The organism is Achromobacter sp. GD03932, from assembly GCF_029839485.1.
In the GTDB taxonomy this organism is placed as follows: Bacteria; Pseudomonadota; Gammaproteobacteria; order Burkholderiales; family Burkholderiaceae_B; genus Achromobacter; species Achromobacter bronchisepticus_A.
Window position 1 is genome coordinate 262651 of the sequence record NZ_JAOCAT010000002.1, and the last position, 13783, is coordinate 276433.

The following is a 13783-nucleotide window of genomic DNA, read 5'->3' on the forward strand; positions in this document are numbered from 1 at the left end:
TACGCTTTTCGCATGCGATTCGATCTCACCGATCTGCGGCTGTTCCTCAACGTACAGGAAACCGGCTCCATCACCGCGGGAGCCAAGCGCTCCCACATGACGCTGGCATCGGCGAGCGAGCGTATCCGCGGCATGGAGGACACGCTGGGCGTGCCGCTGCTGCTGCGCGAGCCGCGCGGGGTCGAGCCCACGCCGGCGGGCCGCACGCTGGCGCACCATGCGCGCGTGGTGCTGGCGCAGATGGACCGCATGCGCGGCGAGCTGGACCATTACGGCCTGGGATTGAAGGGGCTGGTGCGCGTGCTGTGCAACACCACGGCCTTGAGCGAATACCTGCCGCCGGTGCTGGGCGCGTTTCTCAAGGATCATCCCCGCGTCTCGGTGGACCTGGAGGAACGCTTGAGCCACGAGATCGCCGACGCGTTGCGGGCAGGCACCTGCGATATCGGTGTGCTGGCGGATTCCGCTGACCTGCAAGGCTTGCGCACGCAGACCTTCCGGCATGATCCCCTGACGCTGATCGTGCCGCCGGAGCACGCGCTGGCCAGCCGTCAGTCGGTGTTGCTGGCCGACGTGGCCGACCAGGAGTTCGTCGGGCTGGTCGAGGGCAGCGCCTTGCAGGAACACATCGCGCATCACGCGCGCCGCGGCGGCAAGGCCTTGTCGTACCGCGTGCGGTTGCGCAGTTTCGATGCCGTGTGCCGGATGGTGGGGCAGGGCGTGGGCATTGCCATCGTGCCGCGCGTGGCGGCGGCGCGCTATGGCCGGGCCGCGGGCGTGCGGCGCGTGGCGCTGGCCGACGATTGGGCCGCGCGCGACCTGGTGCTGTGCGTGCGCGACACGCTGCCGGCCTACGCGGCAGCGCTGGTGGAATACGCGCTGCGCGACGCGCCTGCGCGCCCGGACCGCTAGGAGCGCGCGAACAGCCGGCGCCAGCCCTGGGCCGGGCGGTCGAACCAGGAGCCCGACGCGACGGCGCCCAGGATGACCAGGCCATAGACGCACATCGCCAGCGCCGCGATGGCGAAGAACAGGCCCAGCGATCCCGTCAGGCGCAAGGCAATGGCGCCGGCGCCGATGCCGAGCAGCAGGCGCAGGAAGCCTGCAATCAGCGGCCATTTCAGGCGGCCGGCGCCCTGCGATGCGAAGTACATCGAGAATCCCAGGGCGAAGAAGCCGTAGACCGGGCCGACCGTGCGCAGGTAGCTGGCGCCGGCTTCCAGCATGTGATCCTGCGCGCCGAACAGGCGCAGCCAGGCCTCGGGGAAGAACGCCGCCGCCAGTCCGATGGTCTCGGCCAGCACAAAGGCCATCGCGCCGCCGGTCAGGGCGATGCGCAGCGCGCGTTCGGGCTGGCCCGCGCCGATGTTGGACCCGACCATCGCCACCATGGGCGCGCCCAAGCCGAAGGCGATGGGCATTAGCAGGTATTCCAGGCGCACCGCGATGCCGTAGCCGGCGACCGCCGCGGTGCCGGCATAGGCGCCGACCAGGGCCGCCGTCAGCGCCACCAGGGCGTTGGTCAGGAGCGGGTTGATGGTGGCCAGCGCGCCCACGCTGAGGATGTTGCGCATCAGGCCCGGATACAGGCGGCTGGGCACCAGCCGCGCGGCATTGCGTCCGCTGGCGCAGTACAGGCCCAGGATCAGCGCGCCCAGGGCGTAGTAGATCACCAGCGCCCAGCCGCCGCCGGCCACGCCCAGCGCGGGAAAAGGCCCCCAGCCGAAGATCAGGCACGGCGACAGCGGGATCAGCAGCAGGGCGCCGCCGCAGATCACGGCGCCGGGCACCAGCATGTTGCCGGTGCCGCGGATGGCGCTGGCGAACGCGTTCATCAGCCACATCAGGACGATGCCGCCGAAGATGACGTCGGAGTAGGCCAGGGCGGCCTCGAGCGCCTCTCCCTCGGCGCCCAGTGCGCGGTACAGCCACGGACCGCCAAGCAGCAGCAGTGCGCAGAACGCCAGGCCCAGCAGGCCGTTGAGCACCACGGCATGCAGTACCAGCTGGTCCGCCTCGCGCTGCCGGCCGCCGCCCAGCGATCTTGCCACCGCGGCCGAGATGCCTCCGCCCATCGCGCCTTGCGACATGTTCTGCATCAGCATCAACACCGGCACCACCAAGGCCACGCCCGCCAGTACCGGCGTGCCCAGGCGCGCCAGGAACCAGGTCTCGATCAATCCCGTGGAAGACTGCGCCAGCATCATCAGGATGTTCGGCCACGCCAGGCGCGCCAGCGTGGGGCCGATGGGCGCGTGCAGCATGGCCTGCAGGCGCGCGTTGGCGGGACGGGGCGGCGGGGGCGCGGACATCGGAAGGAACCCTTGGGTGGCGTTCGAATATTTACGTGCATATGCCAATAAAAGTCAAGATTGAGCTAGACTCGAGTCCATGCCGGCGGTAGCGTTGAGTCCTCGCCGTCCTCCTCTTCCTGCGCCTGTCATGTCCGACGAACAGCCCTCCGTTTCCGCCGCTTCCGTTGCACCCGATCCGTTAGTCTGCAACGGCGCCGCGCTGCGCAAGGCGACCCGGCGCGTGTCGCAGCTGTACGACACGGTGCTGGCTCCCTGCGGCCTGAAGGTGTCGCAGCATTCCATCCTGGTGCACATCGCGCGCGCAGGCACGCCGTCGATGACGGACCTGGCGCGCATCATGGTGCTGGACCGGTCGGCGCTGGCGCACAACCTCAAGCCGCTGGAGCGCGACGGCTACGTGCAGATGTCGCGCGACCCGCTGGACGGCCGCAGCCGCCGCGTGGCGCTGACGGATGCGGGACGCGCCAAGCTGGCGGAATCCAAGCGGCTGTGGAAGGATGCGCAGCGCCGCTTCGAGGCGGCCTACGGCGCCGAGCGCGCGGCCGCGTTGCGGCGTTCGCTGGCCGATATTTTTTCCGACGAGTTTGCGCTGGCCTTCAGCCGCGGCTAGGGCCGCTGGGTGCTTCGTCGCCAGCGGCTGCGGGCTCGGCGCGTAGCCGCCGGCCGCGCGAGCGCAGCCCGGACCCGCCCAACATCAGCACCGCGCCCAGCACGCAAGCCATGCCGGCCAACTGCGCGGGAGCCAGGGCCTCGCCCAGCAGTCCGGCGGCAAGCGCTACCGCCGACACCGGCGCCAGCGCGGTGAACAAGGCGGCTTCGGCGCCGTTGACGCGGGCCGCGCCCGCATACCAGAGCAGGAAGCCGCCCACGGTGGGCACCAGCGCGTAGTAGGCCACCGCGGCCACCGCCGGCGCGGGCAAGTCCAGGTTCCAGGGCGCTTCCGCCACGCTCGCCACGGCCGAGAACGCCAGGCCGAAGCCCGTCATGAGCGTCGATAGCGCGAGCGGCGCTACCGGCTGGCGCAGCCGTTTGTTCAACAGGATGAATAGTCCTTCGCACAGCACCGCGCCCAGGATCAGCGCGTTGCCCGCCAGCGAGCGCGCGCCGCCTTGGCCGGCCGAATGGCGCATCATCAGCCAGACGCCGAAGGCGGCGGCGATGATGGCGGCCAGCGTGGCTTTGCCCGGGCGTTCGCCCAGCAGCAGGATGGCAATGGCGGCCGAGACCAGCGGCAAGGTGCCGAGGATGATGCCGCCGTCCACCGCCGACGCGCGCTGCAGCCCAGCGATCAGCAGCGCGGTGTAGCCGACGCTGCCGGCGATGGCCTGGACGGCCAGCAGCAGCCAGTCGCGCCGCTCCAGCCGCGGCAGGCGCGCGCCGGTCAACGCCATCAGCAGCGCGAAGCAGGGCAAGGCGATGGCGAAGCGCAAGGCCGTCGCGGTGAAGGGCGGCAAGCCCGTGCCGATGATCTTGCTGGCGGCTACCGTGCTGCCCACCAGCGCCATGGCGGCCGCCAGATAGCAATAGCCCCGCATTCGATTGTTCATGATCCGATCCGCGCTCTTTCAGAGAGAAGCGCACAGGCTAAGCGGCCGGGCGCGCCCGGGTCTTGAACGAAATTGCAGGGATCAGGCCGCGGCCCGCGCGTAGCGCCGCGGCGATACGCCGTAGGCGCGCACGAACAGCCGGGTCATGTGGCTCTGATCGGCAAAGCCGACCGCGGCGGCGGCATCGGCCAGCGCCGAGCCCTGCCGGATCAGGCTGCGCGCGAGCAGCAGGCGCCGCTGCACCTGGTAGGCGTGGGGCGTGAGGCCGGTGTCGCGGGCAAAGGCCCGCAGCACCTGGTAGCGGCTCAGGCCGCTGGCCGTGGCCAGGTCGGCCAGCGACAGCGAGGCCGCCGGGTCGTCGTCGATCAGCGCGCGGGCATGGCGGATGGCGTCGGGGGTGGCGCGCGCAGGCCGGGCCAGGCGCTCGGCATCGCGGTCGCGCGCCTGCGCCAGGATGCGCAGCAGCAGCGCATCGCAGGCCAGCGGCGCTGCGCCGGCGGTGGCCTGGGCATAGAGTGCCAGCACGTCGCGCGCCAGCGCGGGACGGTCCTGCGCGGGGTGCTCGAATTCGTAGCCGAGCCTGCTTGCGCCCAGTTCGGCCGCGGCCTGCGCCACCACCTCGGGATCCAGATACAGCATCTGCCAGGCGCGTTCGCCATCGCCGATGGGGGCGCCGTCATGCACTTCGCCCGGGTTCACCGTGATCACGTGCCCAGGGCCGGCCTCGACCTGGCCGCGGCCGCTGTGCGAGACCTGGGCGCCCTGGCGCATGACGCCGATGCCGAACTGCTCGTGCGTGTGGCGCGCGAACGCATGCCGGCTGTGCGCGGCCACGGCCTGCACGCCGGCGAGGGCGCTGCGCTGCATGACGAACTGGCCTGCGTTCATGGGGAGTCTGGGATAAGGGGCTTGCAGGCAGTATCACCCGCCCGCCCGGGCGCGATCAAGGGGCCGGCGGCCCCGCGTTCAGGCTATTGCAGGCCGTTCCAGCGCGCTACCGCGGGTTCGGCCGCGGCCCACTTCCACTGGCCGCCCGGCTGCTGGCAGATCATGCTGGAGTAGGCGGGCGCGGGCGCGTCCTTTTGCTCCACCGTGAACAGCACTTCGCGGCAGTGGGTCAAGGGCGTGGCGATGTCGCGCACCACCTGGATGCCGCCGCGCTCGCTGCCCACCGGCAGCGCGTGGCGGATTTCCCACTGGCGCACCTGGCCGATGGGCAGGGCGCCCGCCGCATTGGCCATGACGTTCTGCTGGTCGTTCTTCCACTCGCGCAGCACGTATTTCACAGTGGCATCCACCGCCGCCTGCACCGTGACGCCGATGGCGTAGCCCGCGACCGGATTGGCGGTGGCGGCGCCGCTGACGGTGCCGACCACGGCGCCCGCCGCGCCGCCGATGGAGGAACTCTGGCAGCCGGCCAGGCCCAGGCAGGCGGCCAGCGCCAGCAGGCTTGCGGCGCGCCTCACTGCAGCGAGCCCCAGCGGGCCGTGGCGGGTTCGGCGCTGGCCCAGCGCCAGTGCTTGCCGTCGCGGCACACGGTGGTGACGTAGAACTCGCGTTGCGGATCGGCGCCGGCCTTGTCGGCCGGCGTGTCGATGGAGAAGACCACTTCCTTGCATTCCAGGTCCACGCCGCCGATCAGGCGGCTAACCGTGACCTGGCCTTGCGCGTCGCTTTCGATGGGCAGCTCGTGCTTGACCTGCCAGTTGGCCACTTTGCCGACCGCCAGCGGGCCGGCGGCCATGGCGATGGCGTCCTGTTCTTCGCCGCGGGTCTTGCGCTGGGCGTAGGCCAGCGCGGCCTTGGCGCCGGCCTGCACGCCCAGGCCGATGCCGGTGGCGACGGTGGCGTTGTCAGTGACCTTGTTGGCGATGGCGGTGCCGGCGATACCGGCCGCGGCGCCCGTGCCTTCGTTCAGCAGCGAATTGCAGCCGGACAATCCGGCAAGCGCGGCGAGGGTGAGGAGGGCGATTGCGCCGCGGCCCGGGTTGATAGGCGGAAGTGTGAACAAACTGCGTGCCCTCCTGCTTGTTGCTTGGCGCGGGAAGTATAGGAGGGCGCGCCGCCGCGGCGCGAGCGTATTTGCATTTGTTGGCAATTTTCCCGCTGGGCGCGGATCAGGCGGGCGGCCGCGCACCTTTGGTATAGGCCTCGCGCAGCGCGGCGGCGAACAGCGCGTCGACGTTGCGGCGCAGACCGTCGGCGCGCGTGAACAGCGCGATCGGCGGCAGGGTCCAGTCGAAGGAATACGGCACGATGGCCGCGCCCGCGATGCGCACCAGTTCGTCGGCGATGTCGGCGGGCAGGATGGCGACGGCGCGGTCGCTGGCCACGATCATTTCGCCGATCAGCTTGGACGAGTCGCTTTGCACCGACGGCGTCGGGGGCGCCAGCCCGGCGCGCAGGAAGATCTCGGACACCTGTTCGCGGATCGGGCTGTCCGGCGTGCCCAGGATCCAGTCCAGGTCGGCCAGCCGGTTCCATTCCAGCCGCGAGCGGCCCAGGCGGGCGGCCAGCCGGCGGCTGGCGATCAGGCGCGGCTGCTGGTGGTACAGCACCTCGAAGCCCAGGTTGTCCATGTCCACCGACGGCGTGGCCCAGCCCACCACCAGGTCCAGCGTGTGGTCGCGCAGCTGCCGCAGCAGCGCCGGCCCCTGGCCTTCGTGGATGGTGGCGGTGATGCGGCGGCCCTGGGGCAGGGTGCGGCTGATGGCGGACGACAGCATCTGGCCGGACACGAAGGGGATGACGCCGATGTGCAGATGGGCGGCATGGCCGGCCGCCACGGCCTCCATTTCCTGGACCAGATGGCCCAGGTCGTGGACCAGGGCGCGGGCCCGCGCCAGCACCACCGCGCCCAGGGGCGTGGGCGTCATGCCGCGCACCGAGCGTTCGAACAGGGGCACGTCGAACATGCTTTCTAGTTCGGCCAGGGCATTGGTCACGGCCGGCTGGCTGGTGGCCATGTGTTCGGCCACCCGGGTCAGCGAGCCGTGCTGCTCGATCTGCAGCAGCAGCACCAGGTGGCGCATCTTCAGCCGCGAGGTCAGTTTCCGGATAACCAGGTCCGGATCAAAGGCTGTCATAGGCGATGCATAAGGTAAATATTATGGGACGATATTAAAGTTGAATGATCTGCTTATGTATTGGAGCCTAGAATTTTTCCTATATCAAGACTAGGAGGCTCAGCCCCATGAATACGCAATCGGATCGCCAGGCAGCACTGGACTATCACGAGTTCCCCACCTCGGGGAAGATCTCCGTCGTGGCGTCCAAGCCGCTGGTCAACCAGCGCGACCTGGCCCTGGCGTACTCGCCCGGCGTGGCGGCGGCCTGCGAAGAAATCGTGGCCGATCCGGCCAATGTGTACCGGTACACCGGCCGCGGCAACCTGGTGGGCGTGATCACCAACGGCACCGCGGTGCTGGGCCTGGGCAACATCGGCGCGCTGGCCTCCAAGCCGGTGATGGAAGGCAAGGCGGTGCTGTTCAAGAAGTTTGCCGGCCTTGACGTGTACGACATCGAAATCAACGAGACCGACCCGGACAAGCTGGTCGAGATCATCGCGGGCCTGGAAGCCACCTTCGGCGGCATCAACCTCGAAGACATCAAGGCTCCGGAGTGCTTCACCGTCGAGCGCAAGCTGCGCGAGCGCATGAAGATTCCCGTTTTCCATGACGACCAGCACGGCACGGCCATCACCGTTTCGGCAGCCTTCATCAACGGCCTGAAGGTCGTGGGCAAGGACATCAAGCAGGTCAAGGTGGTGACTTCGGGCGCAGGCGCCGCCGCGCTGGCCTGCCTGGATCTGATGGTGGACCTGGGCCTGCCGCTGGAAAACGTCTGGGTCACCGACATCGAAGGCGTGGTCTACGAAGGCCGCACCGTGCTGATGGACCCGGACAAGGCGCGCTTCGCGCAGAAGACCGACGCCCGCAAGCTGGCCGAAGTGATCCAGGACGCCGACGTGTTCCTGGGCCTGTCGGCCGGCGGCGTGCTCAAGCCGGAAATGGTCTCGGCCATGGGTCCGCGCCCGCTGATCCTGGCGCTGGCCAACCCCACGCCCGAGATCCTGCCGGAAGTGGCGCAGTCGGTGCGCGACGACGTGGTCATGGCGACCGGCCGTTCGGACTACCCGAACCAGGTCAACAACGTGCTGTGCTTCCCCTACATCTTCCGCGGCGCGCTGGACGTGGGCGCCACCACCATCACCCGCGAGATGGAAAAGGCGGCGGTGTACGCCATTGCCGAGCTGGCCGAGGAAGAGCAGAACGAAGTGGTGGCCGCGGCCTATGGCACCTACGACATTTCGTTCGGCCCCGAATACCTGATTCCCAAGCCCTTCGATCCGCGCCTGATCGTGCGCATCGCCCCGGCGGTGGCCAAGGCCGCAATGGAAGGCGGCGTGGCGACGCGTCCGCTGGCGGACCTGGAAGCCTACGAAGAGCAACTGCAGCAGTTCGTGTACCACTCGGGCGCCTTCATGAAGCCGCTGTTCTCGGCGGCCAAGCGCATCGTGCGCGAAGGCGGCAAGTCTCGCATCGTGTTCACGGAAGGCGAAGACGAGCGCGTGCTGCGCGCGGTGCAGGTGATCGTGGACGAAGGCCTGGCCCGTCCCATCCTGGTGGGCCGTCCCGCCGTCCTGCTGTCGCGCATCGAGAAGTTCGGCCTGCGTCTGCGTCTGGGCGAGGACGTCGAAGTCACCAACCCGGAATACGACGAACGCTTCCACCAGTACTGGACCACGTACTGGGAACTGATGTGCCGCCGCGGCATCACCAAGGAAATGGCGCGCGTGGAAATGCGCCGCCGCCTGACCCTGATCGGCGCGATGATGGTGCACCTGGGCGACGCCGACGGCATGGTTTGCGGCACGGTGGGCGCGTACCACGATCACCTGCGCTTCGTGGACGAGGTCATCGGCCGCCGTCCTGGCCACAACGTGTACGCCGCCATGAACATCCTGCTGCTCAACGAGCGCACGGTGGTGCTGGTGGACACGCACGTCAACGATGAACCCTCGGCCGAGCAGATCGCCGAGTTCACGGTGATGGCGGCGCAGGAAATGGCGCGCATGAACCTGGCGCCCAAGGTCGCGCTGCTGTCGCGTTCGAACTTCGGTTCGGGCAGTTCGGCCTCGGGCGCGAAGATGCGCCGCGCGCTGGAACTGGTGCGCCAGGCCGCGCCGGAACTTGAGATCGACGGTGAAATGCACGGCGATTGCGCGCTGGACGAAGCGCTGCGCATGCGCATCCTGCCCTCGTCTTCGCTCAAGGGCGAGGCCAATCTGCTGGTGTGCCCGAACGTGGACTCGGGCAACATCGCCTACAACCTGTTGAAGACGGCCGCAGGCGGCAACGTGGCGGTGGGTCCGTTCCTGCTGGGCGCCAACGCCCCGGTGCACATCCTGACCTCCAGCTCCACCGTGCGCCGCATCATCAACATGACCGCGATGACGGTGCTGGACGCCAACCGCGTCGAAGCCTCGGCCTGATCCTGCTTGCGCGCCCTTGCGGCGCGCGGACCAGGCGAAAAAAACGCGCCACCCCATCCCTGGATGGAGCGGCGCGTTTTTTATGCGCTCGGGCGCTGGAGTCCGGCGCGCTTAGTTGCTGCTGGCCTTCCAGGTGCCGTCCGGCTGCTTGCAGAACCAGAACTGCCACTTTTCGGTGGTGGCGCCGCGGGCGAAATCGCCAACCAGGAAGCGGCAGACGCGGTCGTCCTTGAGTTTGCTGGTCTGCGTGGGGGTCAGCTGCACCGTGATGGGCGGCGCCTTGCGCGGCTGGTGCGTGCTGCTCCACTGGGTGCGCTAGCCGTCGGCCGAGTTGTTCAGCGCCTGCACCACGGCGTCACGGTAGGAGGGCTGATCGGCCTTGGGGATCTGCGTGATGATGGCATTGTTCAGCATCACTGGAGGCGCGGCAAAGGCCGGCGCGGCGATGCCGCAAGCCACCAGCAAAGAGGCGAGAACGCGAGTGTGTTTCAAGATGGGCTCCCTGTTGAGTCGTAGTGTTATGCCTGATCTTGGGGCGATAGTACGCGAACGGATGGAACAATGCCTTGCGCAGGCGAAAAAAGGCCGCCAGAAGCTGGCGGCCAAGGTACAACAAGGGGAGGGGTAAATCCGCGTGCGCTCAGTTGGCGTGGTAGACGCCTTGGAAGGGCACGTTGTTCGGTTCCACATCGGCCATCTGGCCGGCAGCGCGGGCGGCGGCCAGTTCGGCGCGCACTTCAGCGCGGGTCTTGCCGGTGTGGGGCGTGCCGTAGACGCCTTGGAAGGGCACGTTGTTCGGTTCCACTTCAGCCATCTGGCCGGCAGCCTTGGCAGCGGCCAGTTCGGCCTGCACCTGGGCGCGGGTCGGGCCTTCATAAGGCGTGCCGTAGACGCCCTGGAACGGGACGTTGTTGGGTTCGATGTTGGGCGAGGCGGCGTAGGCGCCGGCGCTTAGCGCGGCCAGGGACATCATCAAAGCGGTAGCGAGGGTCTTCATGGTAAATCTCCGATTTCAAGAGCTTTGGGAGCGAATCGGCGGCCTATCCGTCTGGTTCGTTGCTGTTTCCCGATGGCTCAATAGTGCGCTGAATCGGACTAGGGATAAACCCGTATATCGGTAAAAGATATTCCCATCAGTGGAAAGATAGCTAATTTATTAGGATATATTTTCCATTGATGGAATTGGGGACGGATTTTCAGGCGTGAGCAAGCCTGGAATACGGCGATTCCATGCGGTTTGGGCGTGATAGGGGGAATGCAGCGCGGACGCGCCGCCCGTACCGCAGGCGCAGCGTCAGTAGTGCGGCGGAATTTCGTCGCGCAGGCTGCGGAAGGGGGCGCCGCCCTCGGGCGCTTGCTGCCGCAGGTCGGCCACTTCGCGCATCAGCCGGTCTATCTGCTGTTGCTGGCGCACGATGATCTGGTTGAGCTGTTCCAGCATATCGTCCGAGAAGCTGGCCTTGACCTCCAGCTCCAGCAGGCGGCGTTCGATGTCTTGCAAGTTATCCATGGCGGGTATTAGAACCGATTCCCGCCGCGGCCCCTACAGGAGACGTGTTTGGCGCAGCGGCAGTGGTGGCGTACGGGCGTGGGGCATTGGGCCGTGCATGGCCTGCTGGCGTCGTTGCCGGCCGGAATCGCCTGGGCGCAGGAAGCCGAACCGCTCCTGCCCGCGGTGGTGGTGACGGGCACGCGCCTGGGTACCGCGGTGCTGGATACCCCCGCTTCGGTCAACGTGGTGGAGGGTGCGGCCATGCGCCTGCAGCAGCCGGGCATCAACCTGTCCGAGGGTCTGGCCGGCGTACCCGGCCTGCAGATCCAGAACCGCCAGAACTACGCGCAGGACCTGCAGATCTCCAGCCGCGGCTTTGGCGCGCGCTCCACCTTCGGCGTGCGCGGCGTGCGCCTGTACGTGGACGGCATCCCGGCCACCATGCCGGACGGCCAAGGGCAGACCTCAAACATCGACATAGGCTCCATCGGCAGCGTCGAAGTGCTGCGGGGGCCATTTTCGGCGCTGTACGGCAATTCCTCGGGCGGCGTGATCCAGGTGTCGACCGAGGATGGCGTGGCGCCGCCGTCGCTCACGGCCAGCGGCTGGGGCGCCAGCTACGGCACCTGGCGCTACGGCGCCCGCGCCAACGGCGCCAGCGGCGGACTGGACTACGTGCTGGACCTGACCCGTTTCACCACCGACGGCTACCGTGACCACAGCGCCGCCCGCAAGAACCTGGGCAACGCCAAGCTGGGCCTGCAGCTGGACGACGCCAGCCGCCTGACCCTCGTGGCCAACAGCGTGGATCTCAAGGCCCAGGATCCGCTGGGCCTGACCTATCAACAGTTCCAGGACGATCCGCGCGCGGCGCCGCTGGCCGAGCAGTACGACACCCGCAAGACGGTCAGGCAGACCCAGGGCGGGGCGATCTACGAGCGCCAGGTCGACAGCCGCAATACCTTGCGGGTGATGGTCTATTACGGCCAGCGCGACACCACGCAGTACCAAGCCATTCCTCCTGCCGCGCAGACGGCGCCCACCCAGGCGGGCGGCGTCATCGACCTGAAGCGGCAATACGGCGGGGCGGACCTGCGCTGGACCTCCGAGCTGACGATGGCGGGCCGGCCGCTGACCGTGATCGGCGGCTTTTCCTACGATTCCATGCGCGAAGACCGCAAGGGCTACCAGAACTACACCGGCGCAGGCGCCGGCCGCCAACTGGGCGTGCAGGGGGCGCTGCGGCGCGACGAGACCAATACCGTCTACAACGCCGATCCTTATCTGCAGGCTTCCTGGCAGGTGTCGCCGCGCTGGACGCTGGACGCGGGCTTGCGCTTCAGCACCGTCAGCTTCGATTCCAACGACCACTACCTCGCGCCGGGCAACGTCGACGACAGCGGCGACGCGCGCTATCGCAAGGCCTTGCCGGTGGCGGCCATCCGCTATGCGCCGGACACCGATCTGAGCCTCTACGCGTCATATGGCCGGGGCTTCGAGACGCCGACGCTCAATGAGATCTCGTATCGGCCCGGGGGCCAGCCCGGCTTGAATTTCGGGCTGGCCCCCGCGCTCAGCACCAACCTGGAAGCCGGCATGAAGGCGAACCTGGCAGGCGGCCTGCTGACGGCCGCCGTGTTCCATACGGGCACCGAAGATGAGATCGTCTCCGCGGGCAGCTCGGGCGGACGGACCACGTACCAGAACGCCGGCCGCACGCGGCGCGACGGCGTGGAACTGGGCTGGTCCGGCGAATTCGCCCGCCACGGCCGCGCGCAGCTCGCCTATACCTGGATGAATGCGCGTTATGCCGATGACGGACCCGGCGACATCCGCGCCGGCAACAAGATCCCCGGCATCGCGCGCCAGGCCGCCTTCGCCTCGCTGGCCTGGGCGCCGCCCGAAGGTTGGCAGGCCACGGTGGAAGGGCGTTTCCTCAGCAAGATCTACGTGAACGACGCCAACGACGGCGATGCGCCCGCCTATTTCGTGGCGGCCTTGAGCGCGGGCTATGTGTTCAAGGCGGGGGCCTGGGAACTGAACGCTTATGGTCGCGTGGACAATCTGTTCGACCGCCGCTACGCCGGGTCCGTGATCGTCAACGAGACCAATGGGCGCTACTACGAACCGGCAGCCGGGCGCAGTCTGGGAGCGGGCCTGGGGGCAACGTACCGGTTCTGAAGCCGGGCCTCAGTCCGGCATGTCCGGATAGCAGAAGCCATAGTCCTCGCAGGCCGGACAGCCTGGCGCCGCGGCCGGCGGCAGGCCCGCCTGCTCACAGGCGGAATAGGCCAGGAACTGCTTCCAGCGCAGGTTGCGCACATTGCGCACCACCAGTCCCGGATAGTGGCGCGCCAGCAGGAAAGTCACGTCCTCGCGGCCCGACAGGCCCAGGTCCCGCCACAGATGGTCGGGCCGCAGACAGGCCTGGGTCAGCACGCTGCTGACCCAGGGCGTGGTGCCCGCGCCGGGGGCGGCCCAGGTGTCCAGCAGCGCGCGCAACAGACGCGTGAATTCGGTTTGAGCGGCATCCATGCCGCGGGCCGGGTAGATGGCGGCTTGCTCGCGCAAGTCCGCCAGCGCGGGATCATGGCCCGTCAGCGCGCCGGGGAAGAGACGCGCGATCAGGCCTTCCAGTTCCCGGGTCGACAGGCCGCAGCGTCCCAGGTCGCCGCAGGCCAGGCTCTTGCCGATGACCGTGGCGAAGAATCCCGCGTCGGGATGGCCGGGCGGCGCATGGCGCAGCAGCGCGCCGGCGAACCGCAAGGTGGGACCGGCGCTGTCGGCCGGGGCTGGTGCGGGGGCGATGGAAACGGCGTGCATGGTCGGGGTTGCGTCGTCCGCGGGATTATTAAACTGTTAATGAAGTCGTTATGTTGTTCAATATATAACGAAAGCTGTCCGCAGTCTTTGCGGTATCGCAGGGGGCGTGGCG

At 68.4% G+C, this 13783-nt stretch carries 15 protein-coding genes; 4 read left to right on the forward strand and 11 right to left on the reverse strand.

Translation table 11 applies throughout. From position 1 onward, the window contains the following. The first annotated feature begins 12 nt into the window (after positions 1-12). Positions 13-912, forward strand: coding sequence for a LysR substrate-binding domain-containing protein (locus N5C88_RS02950; protein ID WP_280014655.1), 900 nt, complete (start codon positions 13-15; stop codon positions 910-912). Here N5C88_RS02950 and N5C88_RS02955 read toward each other — a convergent pair. Next, entirely contained in the window at positions 909-2312 is a 1404-nt protein-coding gene (locus N5C88_RS02955) for an MATE family efflux transporter (protein WP_059378840.1), read from the reverse strand. The genes N5C88_RS02950 and N5C88_RS02955 overlap by 4 nt on opposite strands. A gap of 130 nt (positions 2313-2442) precedes the next feature. Here N5C88_RS02955 and N5C88_RS02960 point away from each other — a divergent pair, with 130 nt between their 5' ends. Further along, on the forward strand, positions 2443-2925 hold the full coding sequence (locus N5C88_RS02960; protein ID WP_059378842.1) for a MarR family winged helix-turn-helix transcriptional regulator: 483 nt from the start codon (positions 2443-2445) through the stop codon (positions 2923-2925). On the opposite strand, the gene N5C88_RS02965 is transcribed toward N5C88_RS02960, so the two are convergent. The 5 genes from N5C88_RS02965 to N5C88_RS02985 form a co-directional block, all read right to left on the reverse strand. Next, positions 2912-3862 (reverse strand): DMT family transporter, encoded by a 951-nt coding sequence (locus N5C88_RS02965; RefSeq protein ID WP_280014656.1) that lies wholly within the window; start codon positions 3860-3862, stop codon positions 2912-2914. The genes N5C88_RS02960 and N5C88_RS02965 overlap by 14 nt on opposite strands. An 81-nt stretch (positions 3863-3943) precedes the next feature. Then, positions 3944-4750, reverse strand: a complete 807-nt coding sequence (locus N5C88_RS02970) for an AraC family transcriptional regulator (RefSeq protein ID WP_280014657.1) — start codon at positions 4748-4750, stop codon at positions 3944-3946. An 83-nt stretch (positions 4751-4833) separates the two neighbouring features. Continuing rightward, positions 4834-5328 (reverse strand): hypothetical protein, encoded by a 495-nt coding sequence (locus N5C88_RS02975; protein WP_118932980.1) that lies wholly within the window; start codon positions 5326-5328, stop codon positions 4834-4836. Beyond that, complete coding sequence (locus N5C88_RS02980) at positions 5325-5873, reverse strand: hypothetical protein (RefSeq protein WP_118932981.1); 549 nt, start codon at positions 5871-5873, stop codon at positions 5325-5327. Before N5C88_RS02980 ends, N5C88_RS02975 begins: the two co-directional genes overlap by 4 nt. Before the next feature lie 106 nt (positions 5874-5979). Next, on the reverse strand, positions 5980-6948 hold the full coding sequence (locus N5C88_RS02985) for a LysR substrate-binding domain-containing protein (protein ID WP_059378848.1): 969 nt from the start codon (positions 6946-6948) through the stop codon (positions 5980-5982). A 107-nt stretch (positions 6949-7055) separates the two neighbouring features. Here N5C88_RS02985 and N5C88_RS02990 point away from each other — a divergent pair, with 107 nt between their 5' ends. Next, a complete protein-coding gene (locus N5C88_RS02990; RefSeq protein WP_280014658.1) occupies positions 7056-9356 on the forward strand; it encodes an NADP-dependent malic enzyme in 2301 nt (766 codons plus the stop codon). Between the two features lie 111 nt (positions 9357-9467). Here the strand turns inward: N5C88_RS02990 and N5C88_RS02995 are convergent, their stop codons facing one another. From N5C88_RS02995 to N5C88_RS03010, 4 genes are all read right to left on the reverse strand, one after another. Beyond that, complete coding sequence (locus N5C88_RS02995) at positions 9468-9620, reverse strand: hypothetical protein (protein ID WP_280014659.1); 153 nt, start codon at positions 9618-9620, stop codon at positions 9468-9470. A 51-nt stretch (positions 9621-9671) separates the two neighbouring features. Beyond that, positions 9672-9848 (reverse strand): hypothetical protein, encoded by a 177-nt coding sequence (locus tag N5C88_RS03000; RefSeq protein ID WP_280014660.1) that lies wholly within the window; start codon positions 9846-9848, stop codon positions 9672-9674. 148 nt (positions 9849-9996) lie between these two features. Continuing rightward, positions 9997-10353: a DUF4148 domain-containing protein gene (locus tag N5C88_RS03005; RefSeq protein ID WP_042794901.1), complete on the reverse strand. Its 357-nt coding sequence runs from the start codon at positions 10351-10353 to the stop codon at positions 9997-9999. 297 nt (positions 10354-10650) lie between these two features. Beyond that, entirely contained in the window at positions 10651-10866 is a 216-nt protein-coding gene (locus N5C88_RS03010) for a SlyX family protein (RefSeq protein ID WP_059377677.1), read from the reverse strand. A gap of 78 nt (positions 10867-10944) precedes the next feature. Here N5C88_RS03010 and N5C88_RS03015 point away from each other — a divergent pair, with 78 nt between their 5' ends. Then, positions 10945-13029 carry a TonB-dependent receptor gene (locus N5C88_RS03015; protein ID WP_347881380.1) on the forward strand — a complete coding sequence of 695 codons (2085 nt, stop codon included), beginning with the start codon at positions 10945-10947 and terminating at the stop codon, positions 13027-13029. Positions 13030-13038: 9 nt separating this feature from the next. On the opposite strand, the gene N5C88_RS03020 is transcribed toward N5C88_RS03015, so the two are convergent. Beyond that, entirely contained in the window at positions 13039-13671 is a 633-nt protein-coding gene (locus N5C88_RS03020) for a nitrogen fixation protein NifQ (RefSeq protein ID WP_280014661.1), read from the reverse strand. Between the last annotated feature and the right edge of the window lie 112 nt (positions 13672-13783).

Excerpts from the sequence above, each read along its gene's own strand:
- N5C88_RS02950 (WP_280014655.1), top strand. The coding sequence starts at position 13 with ATGCGATTCGATCTCACCGATCTGCGGCTGTTCCTCAACGTACAGGAA.
- N5C88_RS02955 (WP_059378840.1), bottom strand. The coding sequence starts at position 2,312 with ATGTCCGCGCCCCCGCCGCCCCGTCCCGCCAACGCGCGCCTGCAGGCC.
- N5C88_RS02960 (WP_059378842.1), top strand. The coding sequence starts at position 2,443 with ATGTCCGACGAACAGCCCTCCGTTTCCGCCGCTTCCGTTGCACCCGAT.
- N5C88_RS02965 (WP_280014656.1), bottom strand. The coding sequence starts at position 3,862 with ATGAACAATCGAATGCGGGGCTATTGCTATCTGGCGGCCGCCATGGCG.
- N5C88_RS02970 (WP_280014657.1), bottom strand. The coding sequence starts at position 4,750 with ATGAACGCAGGCCAGTTCGTCATGCAGCGCAGCGCCCTCGCCGGCGTG.
- N5C88_RS02985 (WP_059378848.1), bottom strand. The coding sequence starts at position 6,948 with ATGACAGCCTTTGATCCGGACCTGGTTATCCGGAAACTGACCTCGCGG.
- N5C88_RS02990 (WP_280014658.1), top strand. The coding sequence starts at position 7,056 with ATGAATACGCAATCGGATCGCCAGGCAGCACTGGACTATCACGAGTTC.
- N5C88_RS03005 (WP_042794901.1), bottom strand. The coding sequence starts at position 10,353 with ATGAAGACCCTCGCTACCGCTTTGATGATGTCCCTGGCCGCGCTAAGC.
- N5C88_RS03010 (WP_059377677.1), bottom strand. The coding sequence starts at position 10,866 with ATGGATAACTTGCAAGACATCGAACGCCGCCTGCTGGAGCTGGAGGTC.
- N5C88_RS03020 (WP_280014661.1), bottom strand. The coding sequence starts at position 13,671 with ATGCACGCCGTTTCCATCGCCCCCGCACCAGCCCCGGCCGACAGCGCC.